Source organism: Enterobacter sp. K510 (assembly GCF_055804875.1).
This window is the reverse complement of record NZ_JBNRLQ010000005.1, coordinates 253341-274292: the sequence shown is the minus strand read 5'-3', so window position 1 is coordinate 274292 and position 20952 is coordinate 253341. Positions and strand designations below refer to the sequence as shown.

Annotated in this window: 22 protein-coding genes; 8 read left to right on the top strand and 14 right to left on the bottom strand. The window is 56.5% G+C overall.

Features of this window, described 5'->3' with window-relative positions; all coding sequences use genetic code 11:
- Nucleotides 1–9 precede the first annotated feature (9 nt).
- The gene (livK, locus tag ACQUTD_RS11025) at nt 10–1119 is read right to left on the bottom strand and encodes a high-affinity branched-chain amino acid ABC transporter substrate-binding protein LivK (RefSeq protein ID WP_473275127.1); all 1110 of its coding nucleotides are present in this window, start codon (nt 1117–1119) and stop codon (nt 10–12) included.
- A 481-nt stretch (nt 1120–1600) separates the two neighbouring features.
- Between livK and panM the strand changes: the two genes are divergently transcribed.
- A complete protein-coding gene (panM, locus tag ACQUTD_RS11020; RefSeq protein ID WP_072571188.1) occupies nt 1601–1984 on the top strand; it encodes an aspartate 1-decarboxylase autocleavage activator PanM in 384 nt (127 codons plus the stop codon).
- A gap of 29 nt (nt 1985–2013) precedes the next feature.
- On the opposite strand, the gene ACQUTD_RS11015 is transcribed toward panM, so the two are convergent.
- The 8 genes from ACQUTD_RS11015 to ftsY form a co-directional block, all read right to left on the bottom strand.
- Nucleotides 2014–2343 carry a type II toxin-antitoxin system RelE/ParE family toxin gene (locus ACQUTD_RS11015; RefSeq protein WP_473275129.1) on the bottom strand — a complete coding sequence of 110 codons (330 nt, stop codon included), beginning with the start codon at nt 2341–2343 and terminating at the stop codon, nt 2014–2016.
- A complete protein-coding gene (locus ACQUTD_RS11010) occupies nt 2318–2548 on the bottom strand; it encodes a TA system antitoxin ParD family protein (RefSeq protein WP_318377398.1) in 231 nt (76 codons plus the stop codon). Before ACQUTD_RS11010 ends, ACQUTD_RS11015 begins: the two co-directional genes overlap by 26 nt.
- A 145-nt stretch (nt 2549–2693) precedes the next feature.
- A complete protein-coding gene (locus ACQUTD_RS11005) occupies nt 2694–3797 on the bottom strand; it encodes a branched-chain amino acid ABC transporter substrate-binding protein (RefSeq protein ID WP_158684875.1) in 1104 nt (367 codons plus the stop codon).
- Nucleotides 3798–3942: 145 nt separating this feature from the next.
- A complete protein-coding gene (locus tag ACQUTD_RS11000; protein WP_473275132.1) occupies nt 3943–5208 on the bottom strand; it encodes a 4-aminobutyrate--2-oxoglutarate transaminase in 1266 nt (421 codons plus the stop codon).
- Nucleotides 5209–5362: 154 nt separating this feature from the next.
- Complete coding sequence (gene rpoH / locus ACQUTD_RS10995) at nt 5363–6217, bottom strand: RNA polymerase sigma factor RpoH (RefSeq protein WP_072571184.1); 855 nt, start codon at nt 6215–6217, stop codon at nt 5363–5365.
- 267 nt (nt 6218–6484) lie between these two features.
- Nucleotides 6485–7540, bottom strand: a complete 1056-nt coding sequence (gene ftsX, locus ACQUTD_RS10990; protein ID WP_072571183.1) for a permease-like cell division protein FtsX — start codon at nt 7538–7540, stop codon at nt 6485–6487.
- Nucleotides 7533–8201 carry a cell division ATP-binding protein FtsE gene (gene ftsE, locus ACQUTD_RS10985; protein ID WP_088221025.1) on the bottom strand — a complete coding sequence of 223 codons (669 nt, stop codon included), beginning with the start codon at nt 8199–8201 and terminating at the stop codon, nt 7533–7535. The genes ftsX and ftsE overlap by 8 nt, the downstream gene beginning before the upstream one ends.
- A 2-nt stretch (nt 8202–8203) precedes the next feature.
- Nucleotides 8204–9622, bottom strand: a complete 1419-nt coding sequence (gene ftsY, locus ACQUTD_RS10980; RefSeq protein WP_473275136.1) for a signal recognition particle-docking protein FtsY — start codon at nt 9620–9622, stop codon at nt 8204–8206.
- Nucleotides 9623–9826: 204 nt separating this feature from the next.
- On the opposite strand from ftsY, the gene rsmD reads away from it, so the two are divergent.
- From rsmD to zntA, 4 genes are all read left to right on the top strand, one after another.
- Complete coding sequence (gene rsmD / locus ACQUTD_RS10975) at nt 9827–10423, top strand: 16S rRNA (guanine(966)-N(2))-methyltransferase (RefSeq protein WP_072571180.1); 597 nt, start codon at nt 9827–9829, stop codon at nt 10421–10423.
- The gene (locus ACQUTD_RS10970) at nt 10413–10691 is read left to right on the top strand and encodes a DUF1145 family protein (protein ID WP_072571179.1); all 279 of its coding nucleotides are present in this window, start codon (nt 10413–10415) and stop codon (nt 10689–10691) included. The genes rsmD and ACQUTD_RS10970 overlap by 11 nt, the downstream gene beginning before the upstream one ends.
- 142 nt (nt 10692–10833) lie before the next feature.
- Entirely contained in the window at nt 10834–11460 is a 627-nt protein-coding gene (locus ACQUTD_RS10965; protein WP_072571178.1) for a lysoplasmalogenase, read from the top strand.
- A gap of 72 nt (nt 11461–11532) precedes the next feature.
- On the top strand, nt 11533–13734 hold the full coding sequence (gene zntA, locus ACQUTD_RS10960; protein ID WP_473275140.1) for a Zn(II)/Cd(II)/Pb(II) translocating P-type ATPase ZntA: 2202 nt from the start codon (nt 11533–11535) through the stop codon (nt 13732–13734).
- Nucleotides 13735–13738: 4 nt separating this feature from the next.
- Here the strand turns inward: zntA and ACQUTD_RS10955 are convergent, their stop codons facing one another.
- The 4 genes from ACQUTD_RS10955 to tusA form a co-directional block, all read right to left on the bottom strand.
- A complete protein-coding gene (locus tag ACQUTD_RS10955) occupies nt 13739–15025 on the bottom strand; it encodes a TRAP transporter large permease subunit (RefSeq protein WP_473275143.1) in 1287 nt (428 codons plus the stop codon).
- A gap of 10 nt (nt 15026–15035) precedes the next feature.
- Nucleotides 15036–15545, bottom strand: coding sequence for a TRAP transporter small permease (locus tag ACQUTD_RS10950; RefSeq protein WP_318362634.1), 510 nt, complete (start codon nt 15543–15545; stop codon nt 15036–15038).
- 49 nt (nt 15546–15594) lie between these two features.
- Nucleotides 15595–16578 carry a TRAP transporter substrate-binding protein gene (locus ACQUTD_RS10945; protein WP_072571174.1) on the bottom strand — a complete coding sequence of 328 codons (984 nt, stop codon included), beginning with the start codon at nt 16576–16578 and terminating at the stop codon, nt 15595–15597.
- A gap of 166 nt (nt 16579–16744) precedes the next feature.
- Nucleotides 16745–16990, bottom strand: coding sequence for a sulfurtransferase TusA (tusA, locus tag ACQUTD_RS10940; RefSeq protein ID WP_072571173.1), 246 nt, complete (start codon nt 16988–16990; stop codon nt 16745–16747).
- A 185-nt stretch (nt 16991–17175) separates the two neighbouring features.
- Between tusA and ACQUTD_RS10935 the strand changes: the two genes are divergently transcribed.
- Nucleotides 17176–17841, top strand: coding sequence for a 7-cyano-7-deazaguanine/7-aminomethyl-7-deazaguanine transporter (locus tag ACQUTD_RS10935; protein WP_072571172.1), 666 nt, complete (start codon nt 17176–17178; stop codon nt 17839–17841).
- Between the two features lie 72 nt (nt 17842–17913).
- On the top strand, nt 17914–18471 hold the full coding sequence (locus ACQUTD_RS10930) for a DcrB family lipoprotein (protein WP_072571171.1): 558 nt from the start codon (nt 17914–17916) through the stop codon (nt 18469–18471).
- A 21-nt stretch (nt 18472–18492) separates the two neighbouring features.
- Here the strand turns inward: ACQUTD_RS10930 and ACQUTD_RS10925 are convergent, their stop codons facing one another.
- Complete coding sequence (locus ACQUTD_RS10925) at nt 18493–19695, bottom strand: MFS transporter (protein WP_072571170.1); 1203 nt, start codon at nt 19693–19695, stop codon at nt 18493–18495.
- Nucleotides 19696–19839: 144 nt separating this feature from the next.
- Between ACQUTD_RS10925 and ACQUTD_RS10920 the strand changes: the two genes are divergently transcribed.
- Nucleotides 19840–20889 (top strand): AI-2E family transporter, encoded by a 1050-nt coding sequence (locus ACQUTD_RS10920; RefSeq protein ID WP_072571169.1) that lies wholly within the window; start codon nt 19840–19842, stop codon nt 20887–20889.
- Nucleotides 20890–20952 lie beyond the last annotated feature (63 nt).

Sequence of the window (20952 nt, the reverse complement as noted above, 5' to 3'; positions counted from 1 at the left end):
GTGGGAGTGTTATCTGGCTACCGAGGATGAACCATCGGCGTGCCACTGGAAGACGCCAAATTCAAATCCCTTCAGATCGCCTTTCTCATCCCAGTTCAGCGGCCCAATCACGGTCTTAGCACCGTTTGCTTTTAAATCTTTTGCCAGCGCTAATGGCTCATCGCTGCCGGTACGTTCCAGCGCGGTCGCCAGCGACTGCACAGCGGCATAGGTGATCCATACGTACGGGCCGGACGGATCCTTTTTATCGGCTTTGAGCGCCGAAACGATAGCGCTGTTTGCCGGATCCTGGTCATAGCGTTTTGGCATCGTCACCAGCATGCCTTCGCCCGCCTCGCCCGCGATATTCGACAGCGACGCATTGCCCACGCCTTCCGGTCCCATAAACTGTACTTTCAGACCGTTTGCGCGCGCCTGGCGCAGCATCTGCCCCATTTCAGGGTAGTAGCCGCCGTAATACACGAAGTCGATATTTTCTTTTTGCAGACGGGCGATCAGCGCGGAGAAATCTTTCTCACCGGCGGTAATACCGTCAAAGAAGACCACATTCGCGCCGCCTTTTTTCAGGCCGTCCTGCACCGAGCGCGCCAGGCCTTCGCCGTATTGCTGCTTGTCATGAATAATGGCGATGCGCTGCGGCTTCACCTTTTCCAGAATGTATTTTGCGGCGGTCGGCCCTTGTGAGGAGTCCAGGCCTGCGGTACGCATAATGTGCTGATAGCCGCGCTGCGTCAGTTCGGGATTGGTGGCGCCCGGCGAAATCATCAGGATGCCTTCGTCTTCATAAATGTCCGACGCGGGCTGGGTGGATGATGAGCAGAGATGACCGATAACGTACTGAATACCGTCATTAACGATTTTGTTGGCCACCGCCACCGCTTGTTTTGGATCGCAGGCGTCGTCATATTCCACTGCGACCAGCTTGTCGCCTTTGATACCGCCTTTGGCGTTAATATCTTTGATGGCCTGACGGGCACCGTTGAATTCCATATCGCCCCACTGGGCAACCGGACCGGACATCGCCCCGACCACCGCTACCTTAATATCGGCAGCAGTAGCGGTTTGCGACATCGCCAGTGCGATCATCCCCGCGATCAACGTCTTCGCGTTCCTGTTCATACCTGAAAATCCCCATTCGTGATGTCGTGTTTACACGTCTGGCCACCGGCGAAGGAAGACCCCGCGGCGGCTCATAATAATTGTGTATAAAATTTGTTTGTTAATGGTTAAAAATAACGCTGACGATTTAATGCACAATGCTATTTTTACCTGTGCCTTTAATGGTTTAGCGTAGTTTTTTACTGAAAACCACACTAAATCCCCTATTTTTCAGGCGATTAAGAACAGATAATATTCTGTATTTATCCAGAGATAAACAAAAAAAGTGCCCTTGCCAGCATAAAATAATGGTACAAAGCGTGGAATAAATCACTGCCTGTCAGGTTAAAATACTGCTTATTTTTCGATCCCTGACGTTTAAAACTACTCTGGCGGCTGAGTCAGAAGTAATCGCCTGATGAATGGATTTAAAAAGTGAAAGCGCCTGAGCGCAAAAATTGAGTACACTGCACCCTCACTTGACGATCTGGACCCGCAGTAAATGAAACTGACTATTATCCGTCTGAACACATTCAGCGAACAGGATCATATCGATTTAGGCAAAATCTGGCCGGAGTACTCCCCGGATTCCCTGGCGGTTGACGACAGCCACTGCATTTATGCCGCCCGGTTTAACGATCGCCTGCTGGCAGCGGTGCGCGTCACCTTAAGCGGTAAAGACGGGGCGCTGGATTCGCTGCGCGTACGCGACGTCACCCGCCGCCGTGGCGTGGGCAAGTATTTGCTGGAGGAAGTGCTGCGCGCACACCCGGAGATCAGCGTCTGGTGGATGTCTGATATTGCGGTCGAAGATAAAACGGTGATGGATGCGTTTATGCAGTCGGCAGGTTTCAGCGCCCGCGCGGACGGCTGGCAGAAGCGGTAAATCCCCTCACCGGCGCAAGGGGAAGCAGGCTATACGATGAGCTTCAGATCGGCTTTACGATGGCGTTTCTGCTCGTCATAAAAATTTTCGTGGGAGCCAATGCTCAGAAGATACAGCTCCAGCTTCCCCTCAATCCAGCTGTAACCTAACAGATACAGCTGGTTATTCATTCTGAACTTATGTACGCGCAGGAAACTGAGATCCCCTTTCTTGCGTTCGCCAAGTTCTGGATCGTCCAGGATCAGTTCGATTTGCTCATCGACATCTTTCTGTTCCTGTTCAGTCAGCGTGGCAAATTTCTTTTCAAAACGACGTGACTGATATACCTCAATTTCAGGTCCTGTCTTTTTTGCGCACATATTTGGTGACGTGTCCGTTGTCGATTTCTGATTTAGCCAGCAGGATTTCGTTAATAAGCGCCCAGGACATTTCAGGATTCGCTTCCGCAATGCGTCCTATTTTTGCCCAGTGTTCAATTTGCTTCGGCACGCTACGGCTCTGCGCGTCGGCATGAACCTTCACATTTTCAACAAAATCATCATCCAGCCGGATGCTAATTGCCATATCGGTACTCCAGTTTTGTGGCCATCGTTTTGGAACAATGGTTTTTTTAAACATCTCAAGTTTGCGACATTTTGTCGCGTAACGCAATCAAATGAAAAAACCCGCCGCAGCGGGTTTACAGGAAGGATGGTATTTGACGGTTTTCTTATTTCGCGTCAGTCGCCGTACCGTTCGCATGCCAGGTGAACACGCCGAACTCAAACCCTTTCAGGTCGCCCTTCTCATCCCAGCTCAGCGGTCCCATTACGGTTTCCACAGAGTTGGCTTTCAGGTATTTGGCGATCTCTGCCGGATCTTCTGAATGCTCCAGCCCCGCTTTCAGGGATTGCAGCGCCGCGTAGGTGGTCCATACGAATGCACCGCTCGGATCCTGTTTCTTCGCTTTGATCGCGTCAACAATAGGTTTGTTCACCGGCAGCTGATCGTAGTTCTTCGGCTTGGTAACCAGCATACCTTCGGCAGATTCACCGGCAATGTTAGACAGGGAGACGTTCGCCACGCCTTCCGGGCCCATAAACTGGGTTTTCAGACCGGCAGCACGCGCCTGGCGCAGGATCTGCCCCATTTCCGGGTGGTAGCCACCGTAGTAAACGAAGTCGATATTCTCTTTCTTCAGACGCGCCACCAGCGTGGAGAAGTCTTTCTCGCCCGCGGTCAGACCGTCGAAGAACACCACGTTCGCGTTGCCTTTCTTCAGGTTTTCCTGCACGGCACGCGCCAGGCCTTCACCGTATTGCTGTTTGTCATGGATCACGGCGATACGCTGCGGCTTCACTTTTTCCAGAATGTATTTTGCAGCCGTCGGGCCCTGGTCAGAGTCCAGACCGGTAGTACGCAGCAGCATGTTATAGCCGCGTGCGGTCAGTTCCGGCGCGGTGGCGGCCGGAGTGATCATCAGAATGCCTTCGTCTTCATAAATGTCAGACGCTGGCTGGGTAGAGGAGGAGCACAGGTGGCCGATCACGTATTTGATACCGTCGTTAACCACTTTGTTGGCAACGGCAACGGCTTGTTTCGGGTCACAGGCATCGTCGTACTGTACCGCAACCAGCTTGTCGCCTTTGATACCGCCTTTGGCGTTGATGTCTTCGATCGCCTGTTTCGCGCCGGTAAATTCCTGGTCGCCATACTGCGCCACCGGGCCGGACATCGCGCCCACCACTGCAACTTTAATGTCTTTCGCGAATGCGACGTTGCTCATTGCCAGCGCGATACATCCTGCCAGTAACGCTTTACCCTTCATTTTCATCCTGAGAATCCCCATTATTGTGGTTATTACATTCGTTGTGATGTTGTTGTTCAGCACTTTATTTCGATTATTGGTCGGCTGCCCGTGCTTTAGCAGCATACTCTGCTAAAACATACCCCATTTTTCAGAATATGTAACAACATTTTTACCGGGTTAGCGACGCGTGAATAATATCCAGCGCCTGCCTGAACTGCGCTTCCGGAATAGTCAGCGGATAGAGGAAACGGATCACGTTGCCGTACACGCCACAGTTGAGCAGCAACAGTCCGGCCTCCAGCGCCCGCGCTTGTACCTGACGGGTAAACTCCGGCGACGGCTCGCCGCTGTGCGGAGCGGCGAACTCCACCGCCACCATGGAACCCAGCGCGCGGATCCCGGCAATCTGCGGGCACTCCGCTCTGGCTTTTTCCAGCACCTCCACCAGATGCTGTCCCAGATGGGCCGCGCGCTGACAGAGGTTTTCTTCGTCGATCACCTCCAGCACCGCCAGGGCTGCCGCCACTGCCAGCGGGTTTCCGGCATAGGTGCCGCCCAGCCCGCCCGGCGCAGGCGCGTCCATCACCTCTGCGCGTCCCGCTACCGCCGACAGCGGCAGCCCACCGGCGAGGCTTTTCGCCATGGTGATGAGATCGGGTTTGACGCTGTAATGCTCCATGGCAAAAAGTTTGCCGGTACGGGCAAAGCCGGTCTGCACTTCGTCGGCAATCAAGAGAATGCCGTGGGTATCGCACAGGGCACGCAGTCCCTGCATAAAATCATCCGGTGCGATGACAAATCCGCCCTCACCCTGCACCGGCTCCAGCACGATGGCCGCCACCTGATCCGGCGCGATGTCCGCTTTGAAAATACGCTCAAGGCTGTTCAGCGCATCGGCTGTACTCACACCATGCAGCGTATTAGGGTACTGCGCGTGAAACACCGATCCGGGAAAGGGACCGAAGCCGATTTTGTAGGGCGCGACTTTGCCGGTCAGCGCCATCGTCATATAGGTGCGGCCATGAAAGCCGCCGCCAAAGGTGATAAGGCCGGGCCTGCGGGTGTAAGCGCGGGCGATTTTCACCGCGTTTTCCACCGCTTCCGCGCCGGTCGAGAAGAAGGCGGTTTTGGCAGGCCCTGCGACTGGCACGCGCGCGTTGATTTTTTCCGCCAGCGCGACGTAACTCTCATAGGGCACGATTTGATACGCCGTGTGCGTAAAGGCGTGCAGCTGTTTTTCCACGGCGGCCATCACTTTCGGATGACGATGCCCGGTATTAAGCACGGCAATGCCCGCGGCGAAATCGATCACCTCGTTGCCTTCCACGTCCCACAGCGTGGCGTTTTCGGCTTTATCCGCATAAAAATTACACATCACGCCAATGCCGCGCGGCGTGGCCTGTAAACGTCTTTCATTGAGTTCGTTATTTCTCACCCTGTCCCCCTGAGATGCCATTGTTTATATAATGCGCATCTGTAAGTGTTTGCCAGAGGGTAAAAAATCGCCAGAGCAGGCGTAAAAAAACAAAACCCCCGGACTTTCATCCAGGGGTCTTTGACGTCAAACCACAAAAAACGGTTTGCGGAGATCAGGCTTCGATGGCGATACGCAGTTTTTTCATGGCGTTCTTTTCCAGCTGGCGTACACGCTCAGCGGAAACACCATAGCGGTCGGCCAGTTCCTGCAATGTAGACTTGTTGTCTTCGTCCAGCCAGCGGGCGCGAATGATCGCCTGGCTACGCTCGTCGAGACCCTGCATCGCATCGGTCAGTTTGTTCGCGGCCTGCTCTTCCCAGTTATCGTCTTCAATGCCGTCGGCAAAGTTAGAGGTTTTATCCTGGAGATAGAGTACCGGCGCCATTGGCTGGCTGTCGGATTCATCGTCCGACGACATGTCAAAGGTCATGTCCTGGGCGGCCATACGGGATTCCATCTCACGCACGTCTTTACTGGAAACACCCAGCTCGCGGGCGACCATTTCCACTTCGTCCTGATTAAACCAGCCCAGACGCTGCTTGGTTTTACGCAGGTTAAAGAACAGCTTACGCTGCGCTTTAGTGGTGGCGACCTTCACAATACGCCAGTTACGCAGCACGTATTCGTGAATTTCGGCTTTGATCCAGTGCACGGCAAAAGAGACCAGACGCACACCCACTTCCGGATTGAAGCGGCGCACAGCTTTCATCAGGCCGATATTACCTTCCTGAATCAGGTCTGCCTGCGGAAGGCCATAGCCCGAGTAGTTACGAGCAATATGAACAACAAAGCGCAGGTGCGACAGGATCAGCGTTTTAGCTGCTTCCAGTGAACCCTGGTAATGCAGCTTTTCAGCAAGCTCCCGCTCTTCATCAGCCGTCAACATCGGCCATGCGTTCGCAGCCCGGATATAGGATTCCAGGTTACCAACAGGGGCTAAAGCTAAAGTTTGCATTTCTTTGGTCATTCAAATCCTCTCAATGTACTTCTTACTGGCGGCGGCTTGTCCCCTTCAGGCAACAAACATGCCAGCGCTTATGAGCAGCGAGAATATCATCCACACTTTTATCAGACAGTGATTTTATCCACAAGTTCCATGCAACGTTGTGAATAGATTACGCACAAAATGTGACATTACTATGATAAAGGCTAAGCAGGAGAAAAGAGAGATCAGGGACTCTTTCCCTGCTAACAGACATCCGATGCAGCAGGGAAAGAGTATATCAGAGAATTTTTAGTCGGGGGTAAAGTGACGTAAATGTTGCACCGTTGCCAGCCACGCGGCCAGCCAGCCAATCATTGAGCACACCAGCAGCAGTAATAAACACTCGTCAAATGAGAGGCCGCTTAGCTCAAACTGGGTGCCGAAAATCTTCGCCACTTCCGTCACCGCCGATGACAGCCGCATCACCAGGATCTCCGACAGAATGAGCGACAGGAATGCCCCGCTAAAGCCGAGCAGCGCCCCGCCGTAGAGGAACGGACGCAGGATAAAGCCATCCGTTGCGCCAATCAGTTTCTGCACGTTGATGCTGTCGCGACGGGAGAAAATGCTCAGACGCACGCTGTTACCGATGACGAGGAATACCGCCGCCACCATCAGAATGCCGATCATCACAGACACGCGGCCCACCAGCCCGGTGAGCGCCGCCAGACGCGCAAACCAGCTGTCGTCCATCCGCACTTCATCAATGCCGTTAATGCGGGTGATACGGTCGCGCAGGGTATTCAGCGATTCGGTATTCTGGAAGTCGATTTTCGGCACCACGACCGCCACAGCGGGCAGTGGGTTTTCTTCCAGCATATCCAGCGCGCCGCCAAAGCCTGACCAGTTGCGGAACTCGCCCAGTGCGTCTTCCCGCGACAGGTAGTTCACCTTCTCGACGCCCTGTTCCGCCTGCAACTGCCCGACCACCTGCTGCGCGGCGCCGTCGTCCAGTGTCTTATCGAAGTAGACGGTAATTTGCGGCGACGGATAATACTGCGATGAGGCCTGGTGCACGTTTTTGTACACCATATAGCAGACGCTTGGCAGCGTCAGGGAGATGGCGATCACCATCACCGTCAGCAGGGTCGCCAGCGGCTTGCTTTTCAGATCCTGCACCGCGCCCTGCCAGGCGTAGCGCATCTGTTCATTAAAGACGTTGGTCTTGCGCGAGCCAGGTTTTGGCGGCGTTTTGCTGCGGCCGGAACCGCCACGGTTGCCGCCGCTGCCCTGTCCCGGTTTACGGAAGCGGTCCAGTTTATTGCCGAACTGGCGGATTTGATTGACTGCGTCGCGTTTATTCACCCGTCAGGCCTCCATGCAAATGACCGTCGCTCAGACTCAGCATGCGGTACGAGCGGCGCGCAATCAGACTCATGTCGTGCGTGGCCATCAGTACCGTTACCCCAACGCGGTTGAATTCTTCAAACAGACGCAAAATCCCTTCCGACAGCGCGTCGTCGAGGTTACCGGTCGGTTCGTCCGCCAGCAGCACCGCAGGTTTGTTCACCACCGCACGGGCAATACCCACGCGCTGCTGTTCACCGCCGGAAAGCTGAATGGGAAAGTTTTTCGCTTTGTCGAGCAGCCCGACTTTATCCAGCGCCGCCGATACGCGACGACGAATGTCTTCACCGCTGGCCCCGGCGATAATCAGCGGGATCGCCACGTTGTCAAAGACCGTACGGTCCATTAACAGATGGTGATCCTGAAAAATCATGCCGATCTGCCGACGCAGAAACGGCACTTCGCGGTTTTTCAGACGGCTGATCTCATGCCCGGCAAACCAGATTTTCCCGGCGCTTGGCCGCTCGATACCGCAGATCAGCTTTAACAGCGTACTTTTACCTGCGCCGGAGTGGCCGGTCAGAAACGCCATCTCGCCCGGTTGCAGGTGGAATGTCACCCCCTGCAACGCCTGTCTCCCGCCGAGATAAGCCTTGCTGACATGTTCAAAGCGAATCATTGTTAATCCTCTCGGGCAAAAAGTGCCTCTATAAAATCGCCCGCATTAAACGGACGTAAGTCTTCAATACGTTCGCCGGTACCGATATAGCGGATCGGAATACCGAACTGGTCGGCTACCGAGAAGATCACGCCGCCTTTGGCGGTACCATCAAGTTTGGTCAGGGTGATCCCGGTCAGCCCGACGGCTTCGTGGAACAGTCTGGCCTGGCTTACCGCATTTTGTCCGGTGCTGGCGTCGATGGTCAGCATCACTTCATGCGGCGCATCGACATCGAGCTTTTTCATCACGCGCACAATTTTCTTCAGCTCTTCCATCAGGTGCGCTTTATTCTGCAAGCGCCCTGCGGTATCGGCGATCAGCACATCCACCTTGCGGGATTTCGCCGCCTGGATAGCATCGAAAATCACCGAGGCGGAATCCGCGCCCGTGTGCTGCGCAATCACCGGAATGTTGTTACGCTGGCCCCATACCTGAAGCTGTTCCACCGCTGCCGCACGGAAGGTATCCCCTGCCGCCAGCATCACCGATTTGCCCTGCTGCTCAAACTGACGCGCCAGCTTGCCGATGGTGGTGGTTTTACCCACGCCATTAACGCCAACCATCAGAATAACAAATGGCATTTTGCCTTCAATATTAAGCGGTTCGTCGACTTTTGCGAGGATATCGCTCATTTCATCTTTCAGCAGACCGTACAGCGATTCCGCATCGCGCAGCTGTTTGCGGCTGGCCCCTTCCGTCAGATTGGTAATGATTTTACGGGTGGTTTCCACGCCGACATCGGCAATCAGCAGCTGCTCTTCCAGCTCTTCAAACAGATCATCATCGATTTTTTTGCCGCGGAACAGACTGATAAATCCGGAACCGAGATTTTCTTTGGTTTTCACCAGGCTGCGTTTTAAGCGCGCAAAGAAACCTTCTTTAGTCGGTTTTTCCTGCTCGACGATCGCCTCAGGCTCCGGCTCTGGCTCGTCTGCGGCAACGACGGTACCTTCTTCCGGCAGCCACGCTTCCGGCTCCGGTTCGATGGTTGCGATCTCTTCCGGCACCGGCAGTTCTTTGTGCTCTACCGCCACTTCAGGTTCGACGATCGCTTCAGGTTCAACGATCGCTTCCGGTTCCACAACCTCTTCTTCAGCGATGGTTTCCGGTTGCGCTTCGCGCTCAATCACCTTTTCCGTGACGTCCACGACGTCCGCGGCAAAGGCCTCGGATTCGATCTGCGAATGGGGCGCAGTTTCGGCAGGCGTCTGCTCCTCAACAGGGGCTTGTGCTTCAACAGGGGGTTGTTCTTCAACAGGGGGTTGTTCTTCAACAACCGCCTGGGATTCCATTTTCTGTTCTGGCGCGGCTTCCTGCGGCTCCTCTTTCTGACCAAAGCCTAACCAGGAGAACAGGCCACGTTTTTTCTCTTTTGCCATTTGCGACTACACTCCTCGCGGTTTATTCATGGCGCAGCCCGCATTGTCGCAAACAGGGGGCTGAAAAATGAGTAAGATGTAATGATAAGTCTTTCGTTAGTCTACCACTTTCCTTGCAACACGGCACCGCCTGAGGATTAAGGTTCCACCCCACGCTTCCCGCCGTTAAAATAGCGGGATAAATTTGTGACCAGAGCTTTCACTATGAAAAAACCCAACCGTGCCGCCAGCGGCCAGATTCGTATTATTGGCGGACAGTGGCGTGGCCGTAAACTGCCGGTGCCCGACAGCCCTGGTCTGCGCCCGACGACGGACCGCGTGCGCGAAACCCTGTTTAACTGGCTTGCCCCGTCGATGGTCAATGCCCGTTGCCTCGACTGCTTTGCGGGCAGCGGCGCGCTGGGTCTGGAAGCGCTGTCACGCTACGCCGGTGCCTCCACGCTCATTGAAATGGAGCGCAGCGTGGCGCAACAGTTACAGCAAAATCTGGCGACGCTGAAAGCCGCTAACGCCAACGTGGTCAACACCAATACCCTGACATTCCTGAATCAGACCGGCACGCCCCATGATATTGTTTTTGTCGATCCGCCGTTTCGCAAAGGGCTGCTCGACGAGACCTTACGCCTGCTGGAAGTGAACGGCTGGCTGGCGGACGACGCGCTGATTTATGTCGAAAGCGAAGTGGAAAACGGGCTGCCGCAGGTACCGGTTCACTGGGATCTGCATCGCGAGAAAGTGGCCGGTCAGGTGGCCTATCGTCTGTATCACCGCACCGTACAAGGAGAGCAACATGCTGATTAATCTGGGACGTTTACTGATGCTGGGGGTATGGGCGTTTCTTATCCTCAACCTCATCCACCCTTTCCCGCGGCCGCTGAATATTTTCGTCAACGTCGCGCTGGTATTCACCGCTTTTATGCATGCGCTGCAAATGGTGATGCTGAAAACCGCGCTGCCCAAAAATGGCCCGCAGATGACGGCGGCGGAACAGTGGCGCGTTTTTCTGTTCGGCGTCTTTGAACTGCTGGTGTGGCAAAAACGTCTGAAAGCGCTGCAAAACAAAAAATAATCCTCACCGGATGCCTCAGAAAATGCGGAAAGTCTCCCCGCAGGCTGAAGGGGCATTGCCATCTGCGTTGCGCGACCACTACACTGAAGACAGGGCTGTGGGCGCAACGCCCACGCGACAATAACGAATTCAAGGAATTAAGATGCTTTGGTCGTTTATCGCTGTATGTTTTTCCGCATGGTTGTATGTGGACGCGTCGTATCGCGGGCCGGCATGGCAACGCTGGGTATTTAAACCTGTCACTTTATTACTGCTATTGCTGCTTGCCTGGCAGGCGCCGATGTTTGATGCCATCAGCTATCTGGTGCTGGCGGGGCTGTGCGCCTCGTTGATCGGTGATGCGCTGACGCTGCTGCCGCGCCAGCGTCTGCTGTACGCCATAGGCGCGTATTTCCTCGCCCATCTGCTCTACACCATCTACTTCGCCGGTCAGATGACGTTGTCCTTTTTCTGGCCGCTGCCGCTGGCGCTGCTGGTCATTGGCGCGCTGTTGATCGCGGTGATCTGGACGCGACTGGAGGAGCTGCGCTGGCCGATCTGTACCTTTATCGCCATGACGCTGGTGATGGTATGGCTGGCGGGCGAGCTGTGGTTCTTCCGTCCGACGGCCCCGGCCCTGTCCGCCTTTGTGGGTGCCGCGCTGTTGCTGCTGGGGAATATCGTCTGGCTGGGCAGTCACTACCGCCGCCGCTTCCACGCCGACAACGCCATCTCTGCCGCCTGCTACTTTGCCGGGCATTTCCTCATCGTGCGATCGCTCTACTTATAATGCTTGACTCTGGAGTCGACTCCAGAGTGTATCCTCCGGGTAATGAGAAAATTATCATTCCCGGAGGATGCCATGCTCACGCCGCCCGTCAAAAAAACGCCGCAGTTTGCCCGCGCCCCGCTGCGCCCGTTAACGCCTGCGCCTGAAAAAAGCTGCTGCGCTGACCATACCGATCCGGCACCGGCATCGCTATCCGGCGATCCGCAGGGCAGCCGTTTTTCCTGGCAGGTCGCCGGGATGGACTGCGCCGCCTGCGCCCGTAAAGTCGAAACCGCCGTGCGCCAGGTTGAGGGCGTCAATCAGGTTCAGGTCACCTTCGCCACCGAAAAACTGATTGTCGATGCCGGGCGCGATGTCCGTGCGCAGATTGAAGCCGCCGTACAGCGCGCCGGTTATACGCTGCGCGATGCGCAGGCCCCGGTCCCGCCCGTCTCCGCCCTGCGGGAGAATTTGCCGCTGCTGACGCTGGCGGTCATGATGGCTATCAGCTGGGGTCTGGAGCATGTTAATCATCCCCTCGGCCAGCTGGCGTTTATCGCCACCACGCTGGTCGGTCTGTTCCCCGTTGCCCGCCAGGCGCTGCGGCTGATCAAAAGCGGCAGCTGGTTCGCCATTGAAACGCTGATGAGCGTGGCGGCCATCGGCGCGCTGTTTATCGGCGCCACCGCCGAAGCGGCCATGGTATTGCTGCTGTTTTTAATCGGCGAGCGGCTTGAAGGCTGGGCAGCCAGCCGCGCCCGCCAGGGCGTCACGGCGCTGATGGCCCTGAAACCGGAAAGCGCCACGCGGCTCACGGGCTCGGCGCGTGAATCCGTGGCACCGGACAGTCTGCGCCCCGGCGATGTGATTGAAGTGGCAGCGGGCGGGCGTTTACCGGCGGATGCAAGACTACTCGCCGCCTTCGCCAGCTTTGACGAAAGCGCGTTAACCGGTGAGTCGGTGCCCGTTGAGCGCCGCGCAGGGGAAAAAGTTCCCGCCGGGGCGACCAGCGTCGACCGGCTGGTGACGCTGGAAGTCATTTCCCGCCCGGGCGAAAGCGCTATCGATCGCATTCTACAACTGATCGAAGAAGCCGAAGAGCGTCGTGCGCCCATTGAGCGCTTTATCGATCGCTTCAGCCGCGTCTATACGCCGGTCATCATGGCGGCGGCGCTGCTGGTGGCCGTGCTGCCGCCGTTGCTGGCAGGAGCGGCCTGGTTTGAGTGGATCTACAAGGGCCTGACGCTGCTGCTGATCGGCTGTCCGTGCGCGCTGGTGATCTCCACCCCTGCCGCCATCACCTCCGGGCTGGCGGCGGCGGCGCGTCGTGGAGCGCTAATCAAAGGCGGCGCGGCGCTGGAACAGCTGGGCCGTATTCGTCAGGTGGCGTTCGATAAAACCGGCACGCTGACGGTGGGTAAACCGCAGGTAGTGGGCGTTTCGGCGCAGGGGATGGGTGAAGATGAACTGCTGGCCTGTGCCGCCGCCGTGGAACAGGGATCCACCCATCCGCTGGCGCAGGCCATCACAGAGGAAGCGCAGGCGCGCAATCTGACGCTGATGCAGGCGGAAGATCAGCGTACGCTGCCTGGCAGGGGTATTGAGGCAAGGGTCGCGGGGAAATCTATCTTTATCTGCGCGCCGGATAAACTGCCTGCCGGTGTGCTGGACGAAAGCTGGCTGGCGCACATTCAGGAACAGGAAGCGCAGGGCCAGACGGTGATCGCCGTGCTGCGCGATGGCGGGCTGTGCGGCACCCTGGCGCTGCGCGATACGCTGCGGGAAGACGCCCCTGAAGCCGTAAATGCCCTGCGTCGGCTTGGCATCAGCGGCGTGATGCTCACCGGCGATAATCCCCGCGCGGCAGCGGCCATTGCCAGCGCGCTGGGACTGGAATTCCGTGCCGGGTTATTGCCCGCCGATAAGGTGACCGCCGTGACCGCGCTGGATCGGCAGTCGCCGCTGGCAATGGTGGGCGATGGCATTAATGACGCACCGGCCATGAAAGCCGCCACCATCGGCATCGCCATGGGCAGCGGCACCGACGTGGCGCTGGAAACCGCCGATGCGGCGCTGACCCACAACCGCCTGACCGGGCTGGCGCAGGTGATCCAGCTGGCCCGCGCCACCCATGCCAATATCCGGCAGAACATCGCGATCGCGCTGGGCCTGAAAGCCATTTTCCTGGTCACCACGCTGCTTGGCATTACCGGCCTGTGGCTGGCGGTGCTGGCAGACACAGGCGCCACCGTACTGGTGACGGCGAATGCGCTGCGGTTGTTGGGTAAGCGGTAGCGGACTACTGCATCCCCAGCAATCGCGGCAACCACAGCGAGATCGCCGGGATATAAGTCACCATTCCCAGCACCAGTAGCAGCATGCCGTAGAACGGCAGCATCGCGCGCACGACGGACTCAATTTTCTGCTTGCTGACGGCGCTGGCGACAAAGAGCACCGATCCCACCGGCGGCGTGATCAGGCCGATCCCCAGGTTAACCATCATGATCATGCCGAAGTGCACCGGATCAATCCCCAGCGCGTTGGTAACCGGCAACAGAACCGGCGTCAGGATGAGGATAATTGGCGCCATATCCATCAGCGTGCCGATGAGCAGCAGCATGACGTTGAGGTACATCAGGATGACGTACTTGTTATCCGACAGCGACGTAAAGAACGCGGTAATACGCTCCGGCAGCTGCATGTAGGTCATCACGGCACCGAAGGCGGCGGCAAAGCCAATCAGGATCATGACGATGGTCACGGTTTTCACCGTGCGGCACATCAGCTTCGGCAGTTCGCTCCACTTGTAGTCACGGTAGATAAACATGGTGACGAAAAACGCCCACAGGCAGGCCACGGCAGCAGATTCGGTGGCCGTAAAAATTCCCGACAAAATACCGCCGAGGATGATCACCACGGTAAACAGGCCCCACAGGGCGTCGAAGAAAATTTTCAGCGCCTGTTTAAAGGGGATCCTGTCGCCTTTCGGGTATCCGCGCTTATGGGCGAAACCAAGGCACATAACCATCAGGCTGACGCCCAGTAATAGCCCCGGCAGCACACCGGCGATAAACAGCGTGGCGATAGAGACCGTGCCGCCTGCCGCCAGCGAGTAAATCACCGAGTTATGGCTGGGCGGAATAAGGATCGCCTGGACCGAGCCGCTGGCGGTCACTGCCGCCGCGTAATCACGGGGATAGCCCTTCTTTTCCATCTCCGGGATCATCACGCTGCCGATCGAGGCGGTATCGGCCACCGAGGAGCCGGAAATCGCGCCGAAAAAGGTGGAGGCGACGATATTCACCAGCGACAGGCCGCCGCGAATAAAGCCGACGAAGATATAGGCAAAATTCACCAGCCGTTTAGCAATGCCTCCTTCCGCCATGATCGCGCCGGCGAGAATAAAGAACGGTATCGCCAGCAGGGTAAATTTGTTCACCCCGCTGGTGATCTGGATCATCAGCGCCTCAAGGGGTAAATCGATCCACAGCGCGCCTGCGACGGCGCTCAGGCCGACGGCAAAGGCCACCGGCATCCCCAGCGCCAGCAGAATGGCGAGGGTGAACAACAACACAAATGCATCCATCTCTCACCTCTTAGCCATGGTTACCAATCAGCACTACCGGACGGTTCTCCTGGGAACCGAACAGCAGCCGCTCAATCACAAACAGGATCAGGATCGCCGAGCCAATGGGCAGCGGCAGATAGCTCTCCCCGGAAGTCAGCACCGGGAATTCCGCTACCGGCTGCTCCCACAATTCCATACACAGTAAATAGCTGTACCAGAAGATCAGGCCGGAGATGAGCAGCATCAGCAGATCCACCACCCGCGCGCAAACATTTTTCAGCGCCAGCGGCAGACGGTCGGTCAGCATGTTGACGGCGATATGCGATCCGGCGCGATAACCCACCGCCGCGCCGATAAAAGTGAAGGTCACCATACAGATAATGGCGACCGGCTCCGGCCATGACTCGCCGCGGTTAAGCACGTAGCGCGAGAAAATGCCGATGGGGATGACAATGGTCATCACCAGCAGGGAAATCCCCGCCACTGTCATGGCGAGCAGGTACAGGCGATCCATCCACTTCAGGTAGATTTCGGACATACGTCCTCCACAAGGCGTTATGCGCCAGCGGACGGCTGGCGCAGCAGAATTACTTCACATCCGCGATGGCTTTCATCAGATCCTGGTGTTTGTCGCCATACTGCGCGCGCACCGGCTCTGTCGCCTTCACAAAGACCGCCTTGTCGATTTCCTGGAATTTCACGCCGCCAGCTTTCATTTTCGCGACCGCGTCGGCGTTATACGCCTGCCACAGCGTGCGCTGTTCGGCCTGGGCTTCACGGGCGAGGGTGAGGATTTTCTGCTGATCGTCGGCGCTGAGTTTGTCCCATTTCACTTTGGAATAGAGCAGCATTTCCGGGGTAATAAAGTGACCGCTCAGGGTGTAATTCTTGGCGATCGGCAGGTAGTTATGGGCCACAAAGGTTGGTGGATTGTTTTCCGCGCCGTCGATAACGCCGGTCTGCATGCCGCTGTACACTTCACTTACCCCCATCGCCACCGCGTTCGCGCCCATTGCTTTCAGGGTCGCCAGCGCCACCGGGCTGCCCTGCACGCGGATCTTCATCCCTTTCAGCGCTTCAGGCGTGGTGACGGGCGTCTTGGTGATCAGGTTACGGGTGCCGGAATCCATCCAGCCAAGAAACACCAGCCGCGATTTCGGGTTGTTAGTCAGCTTTTCGCCGATGCTTTTGCCGATATCGCCGTCGATCACTTTATGCATATGGTCTTCATCGCGGAAAACGTACGGCAGGGTGAAAACTTCGATGTCCGGCAGAATGGCGGCGACCGGCGCCATCGAGACGCGGATCATGTCGATTGCTCCCATCTGCGCCTGTTCAATCATCTGCTTTTCATCCCCTAATACGCCGCCGGGGAAGACTTTAATTTCTAATTTGCCATCGGTTTGCTGTTTGAGTTTTTCGCCCATGTTCTGCACGGCCACCACGTTCGGGTAGCCCTGCGGATGCACGTCGGCGGCTTTGATCACCTGCGCCATCACGGCAGGGGCAAACAGTAATGACGCGGTGGACAGGCACAGCGAAGCCAGTAACGGCTTGAGGGTCGTTTTCATCGGGTCAGCTCCAGGGTAGGGTCAGCGGTAAAACTGTGTTTTATTTTTACGCTTAGAAATTAGCCTGGGTTGTGACGGGCAGGGGTGAAGCGGTTCACAAAAGCGCTAAAATAATGAAACGGAGGTTTAACAATGTGACAACAGGGGTTCTTTTTGTGGTCAGCGGCTAGTCGCCTTTACGCAGCAGATAGCGATAAGGCAGCGATTCTGTCTCCTGCGCCACAAGTTCATGCTCCATAAAACGGCAGAAACCGGGGATGTCGCGCGTGGTCGCCGGATCGTCGGCAATAATCAGCAGGGTTTCGCCCGCCTGCATGCTGCGCACGGTTTTGCGCACCATCATGACAGGTTCCGGGCAACGCAGCCCCAGGGCATCAAGGGTGTGGTCAGGTGTGGTAAACAGATCGCTCATGGTTGTCTCATCCGGTCAAAAACCGCATTAGTTTACGCCGCCATTTTTGTGACGCAAGTCAGGTTAACGATTGCGTGAAAATTAGCCATTGCAATGGTGATTTAAAGCAGTATCATGCGGCGGCTTTATAAAATTACGTTGCATTAATTGGGTTCCCTAACCCCAACCACTAAAAAGGTCACAATATGTCGCAGTTCTCTCAATCCCAGCGCGTAAAAGCGTTGTTCTGGTTATCGCTATTCCATTTACTGGTGATCACTTCCAGTAACTATCTGGTGCAGTTGCCAATCACCATTTTTGGTTTCCACACCACCTGGGGCGCGTTCAGCTTTCCGTTTATATTCCTCGCCACCGATCTCACCGTGCGTATTTTTGGCGCGCCGCTGGCCCGACGCATTATCTTTGCCGTGATGATCCCGGCGCTGGTGGTGTCGTATATCATTTCGTCGCTGTTTTATATGGGTAGCTGGCAGGGATTCGGCGCGCTGGCGCATTTCAACCTGTTTGTCGCCCGTATCGCCGCCGCCAGCTTTATGGCCTATACGCTGGGGCAGATCCTCGACGTACGCGTCTTTAACCGCCTGCGCCAGAGCCGCCACTGGTGGCTTGCGCCGACGGTTTCCACCATCTTCGGTAACGCCAGCGATACCATCGCCTTCTTCTTTATCGCCTTCTGGCGCAGTCCGGATGCCTTTATGGCGCAACACTGGATGGAAATCGCGCTCGTTGACTACAGCTTTAAGGTGCTTATCAGCCTGGTCTTCTTCCTGCCGATGTACGGCGTACTGCTTAATATGTGCCTGAAAAGACTGGCAGATAAATCTGAAATTCCGGCGTTGCAGGCCAGTTAAAGGTACGCCTGATAACTTGTGATAAGATTGACGAATGAGCCGTTATGGCCGTTTATCGAAAGGAAGAAGTCAATGCGCAATCTGGTTAAATATGTCGGTATTGGCCTGCTGGTAATGGGGCTGGCGGCCTGTGACAACAATGATAAAGCGACTCCGGCGCAGGCTGCGTCGGCGGAAGCCAATGCCACCGGTCAGCCAGTGACGCTGCTGGACGGCAAGCTGAGTTTCTCGCTGCCCGCAGACATGACCGATCAGAGCGGCAAACTGGGCACCCAGGCTAACAACATGCACGTCTACTCTGACGCGACCGGCCAGAAAGCGGTGATTGTCATTGTCGGCGATAACAGCAACGAAGAGCTGTCCGTGCTGACCAAACGTCTGGAAGATCAGCAGCGCAGCCGCGATCCGCAGCTGCAGGTAGTGACCAACAAATCCATCGACGTGAAAGGCCAGAAAATGCAGCAGCTCGACAGCATTATCTCTGCCAAAGGCCAGACTGCCTGGTCTTCCGTGGTGCTGGGTAAAGTGGATAATAAATTGCTGACCATTCAGGTCACGCTGCCGGCAGAAAACCAGCAGCAGGCGCAAACGGCAGCCGAGAACATTATCAACACCATCGTGCTGAAATAAGTCTCTGCCGGACAGGCATAGTTAAACAACGGTCTCCACAGGAGGCCGTTTTTTTAACCGCCATGCCAGCAACAGCGCCACCGCCACCAGCCCCGCAGCCGCCAGATAGATCACCGATACGCCCGCCCATGCCATCAACAGCCCGGCCGCCGGTCCTGTCACCCCCAGCGAAAGATCCATAAATACCGTATAGGTCGCCAGCGCCGCGCCCTGATTCTGTTGCGGCACGGCCTTCACTGCCACCACGCCCAGCGCCGGGAAGACCAGCGAAAAACCCGCCCCCGCCAGCAGTACACCGATTTTTGCCATCCAGGGATCGACAGCCAGCCCCACCAGTACCAGGCCGAGGGTTTCCACCACGAAACAGACCATCGCCACGTTCAGCCCGCCGACGCGGTTAACGGTATTGGGGAAAAACAGCCGTGTGCCGACAAAGGCACAGCTGAACAGCGTTAAGGCGAAGGCCGCGCCATCCCAGCCACGGGCGTCGTAAAACAGGGTGATAAAGGTGGCGATGACGCCAAAACCGGCAGAGCCGAGCGCCAGCGCCATGCCGTACAGCCAGACCCGCCCCAGCACGGCGCGAAACGGCAGCGGCTTGCCTTTGCTGACCTTCACCGCCGGACGGCTCAGGGCAAACAGTAGCGCCGTTACCGCCACCGCCATGATAATGGCCGCCAGCCCCGTCAGCCCGGTGTAGTGGTAGCAGAGCACCCCCAGCGGCGCGCCAATCGCCATCGCCCCGTAAGACGCAATACCGTTCCACGAAATCACTTTTCCGATATGCAGCGATCCCACCACGCCGACGCCCCACAGCGTAGCCCCGGTCCCGGCAAAACTCTGCCCGATGCCGAGGATCACCCGGCCCAGGCACAGCAGCAATAAACAGACCACCGGCGTGGCGGCGCTCAGCCCCGCCAGCAGATAAAACAGGCCGCTCAGCACGCAGCCGCACAGACCGAAGACGACAATCTTTTTCGGGCCGAACAGATCGGCGTAACGCCCGGCATGAGGACGACTCACCAGGGTGGCAAAATATTGCAGGCTGATCACCAGTCCCGCCCAGAAGGCGCTAAATCCCATCACATCATGGACATAGCCGGGCAACACTGCCAGCGGCAGGCCGATAGTCAGATAACTGGCGAAGTTAAAAATAACGACAGAGATAATGCGCAGGTTGAGGCGCAATCCGTTCAGCGCCGGTTCGGCAACGGGTTCAGGCATGGAACTCACCACATTTTTTACAACAGTGTTTCACTATTATCATGATGACGGCTGAAAATCAGCAGCAGATTCAGATAATGCACGTCATACGAAGCCCCGCTAACGCACTACACTTAGCGGGCACAGCGAAAAAAGGAATTCACTATGATCACCCCCCAGCCCGATAAAGCGGGCTTGCATATCCTCCTGAAATTAGCCGCTCTGGTTATTATTCTGGCGGGCATCCATGCCGCCGCCGACATTATTGTTCAGTTATTAATGGCGTTGTTTTTCGCCATCGTGCTTAATCCGCTGGTGACCTGGTTTTTGCGTCGCGGCGTGAAGCGACCGGTCGCGATCACCATTGTGGTGGTTGTCATGATGATCGTGCTGACCGCGCTGTTTGGCGTGCTGGCGGCGTCATTTAATGAATTCATCACCATGCTGCCCAAATACAATAAGGAATTAACGCGTAAGGTTCTGCAGTTACAGGACATGATGCCGTTCCTGCATCTGCACATGTCGCCGGAGCGCATGTTACAGCGCATGGACTCCGACAAAATGATGGCCTTCGCCACCCTGCTGATGACCGGCCTGTCGAACGCTATGGCGAGCATTGTGCTGCTGGTGATGACCGTGGTGTTTATGCTGTTTGAAGTGCGCCATCTGCCGTACAAACTGCGCTTTGCGCTGAACAATCCACAGATCCATATCGCCGGGCTACACCGCGCCTTAAAAGGTGTGTCGCACTACCTGGCGCTGAAAACACTGATCAGCCTGTGGACCGGGGCCATCATCTGGCTGGGCCTCATGCTGTTAGGCGTCCAGTTTGCGCTGATGTGGGGCGTGCTGGCATTTTTACTTAACTATGTGCCTAACATCGGCTCGGTGATCTCGGCCATCCCGCCGATGATCCAGGCCTTCCTGTTCAACGGCTTTTACGAGTTTATGATGGTGGGGATCCTCTTCCTGGTCGTGCACATGGTGCTGGGGAATATGGTGGAGCCGCGCATGATGGGCCACCGTCTGGGCATGTCGACCATGGTGGTATTTTTATCCTTACTGATCTGGGGATGGCTGCTCGGCCCGGTGGGAATGCTGCTCTCTGTGCCGCTCACCAGCGTCTGTAAGATCTGGATGGAGACCACCAAAGGCGGCAGCAAGCTGGCGATCCTGCTGGGGCCTGGCCGTCCTAAAAGTCGGCTGCCTGGCTAGGGATAACTCATCTTGCGCCACGCAACTGCTACGCTTAACGGTCTGAAGAATCATCAATAATGA

Bases quoted from the DNA above. Each gene is read 5' to 3' on its own strand.
- ftsE (WP_088221025.1), bottom strand. From the start codon at position 8,201: ATGATTCGCTTTGAACATGTCAGCAAGGCTTATCTCGGCGGGAGACAG.
- rpoH (WP_072571184.1), bottom strand. From the start codon at position 6,217: ATGACCAAAGAAATGCAAACTTTAGCTTTAGCCCCTGTTGGTAACCTG.
- ACQUTD_RS10950 (WP_318362634.1), bottom strand. From the start codon at position 15,545: ATGTCCGAAATCTACCTGAAGTGGATGGATCGCCTGTACCTGCTCGCC.
- ftsY (WP_473275136.1), bottom strand. From the start codon at position 9,622: ATGGCAAAAGAGAAAAAACGTGGCCTGTTCTCCTGGTTAGGCTTTGGT.
- ACQUTD_RS11015 (WP_473275129.1), bottom strand. From the start codon at position 2,343: ATGTGCGCAAAAAAGACAGGACCTGAAATTGAGGTATATCAGTCACGT.
- ACQUTD_RS10920 (WP_072571169.1), top strand. From the start codon at position 19,840: ATGATCACCCCCCAGCCCGATAAAGCGGGCTTGCATATCCTCCTGAAA.
- ACQUTD_RS10925 (WP_072571170.1), bottom strand. From the start codon at position 19,695: ATGCCTGAACCCGTTGCCGAACCGGCGCTGAACGGATTGCGCCTCAAC.
- ACQUTD_RS10965 (WP_072571178.1), top strand. From the start codon at position 10,834: ATGCTTTGGTCGTTTATCGCTGTATGTTTTTCCGCATGGTTGTATGTG.
- livK (WP_473275127.1), bottom strand. From the start codon at position 1,119: ATGAACAGGAACGCGAAGACGTTGATCGCGGGGATGATCGCACTGGCG.
- panM (WP_072571188.1), top strand. From the start codon at position 1,601: ATGAAACTGACTATTATCCGTCTGAACACATTCAGCGAACAGGATCAT.
- ACQUTD_RS10930 (WP_072571171.1), top strand. From the start codon at position 17,914: ATGCGCAATCTGGTTAAATATGTCGGTATTGGCCTGCTGGTAATGGGG.
- ACQUTD_RS11010 (WP_318377398.1), bottom strand. From the start codon at position 2,548: ATGGCAATTAGCATCCGGCTGGATGATGATTTTGTTGAAAATGTGAAG.
- rsmD (WP_072571180.1), top strand. From the start codon at position 9,827: ATGAAAAAACCCAACCGTGCCGCCAGCGGCCAGATTCGTATTATTGGC.
- ACQUTD_RS10945 (WP_072571174.1), bottom strand. From the start codon at position 16,578: ATGAAAACGACCCTCAAGCCGTTACTGGCTTCGCTGTGCCTGTCCACC.
- ACQUTD_RS11005 (WP_158684875.1), bottom strand. From the start codon at position 3,797: ATGAAAATGAAGGGTAAAGCGTTACTGGCAGGATGTATCGCGCTGGCA.
- ACQUTD_RS10955 (WP_473275143.1), bottom strand. From the start codon at position 15,025: ATGGATGCATTTGTGTTGTTGTTCACCCTCGCCATTCTGCTGGCGCTG.
- zntA (WP_473275140.1), top strand. From the start codon at position 11,533: ATGCTCACGCCGCCCGTCAAAAAAACGCCGCAGTTTGCCCGCGCCCCG.
- ACQUTD_RS10970 (WP_072571179.1), top strand. From the start codon at position 10,413: ATGCTGATTAATCTGGGACGTTTACTGATGCTGGGGGTATGGGCGTTT.
- ACQUTD_RS10935 (WP_072571172.1), top strand. From the start codon at position 17,176: ATGTCGCAGTTCTCTCAATCCCAGCGCGTAAAAGCGTTGTTCTGGTTA.
- tusA (WP_072571173.1), bottom strand. From the start codon at position 16,990: ATGAGCGATCTGTTTACCACACCTGACCACACCCTTGATGCCCTGGGG.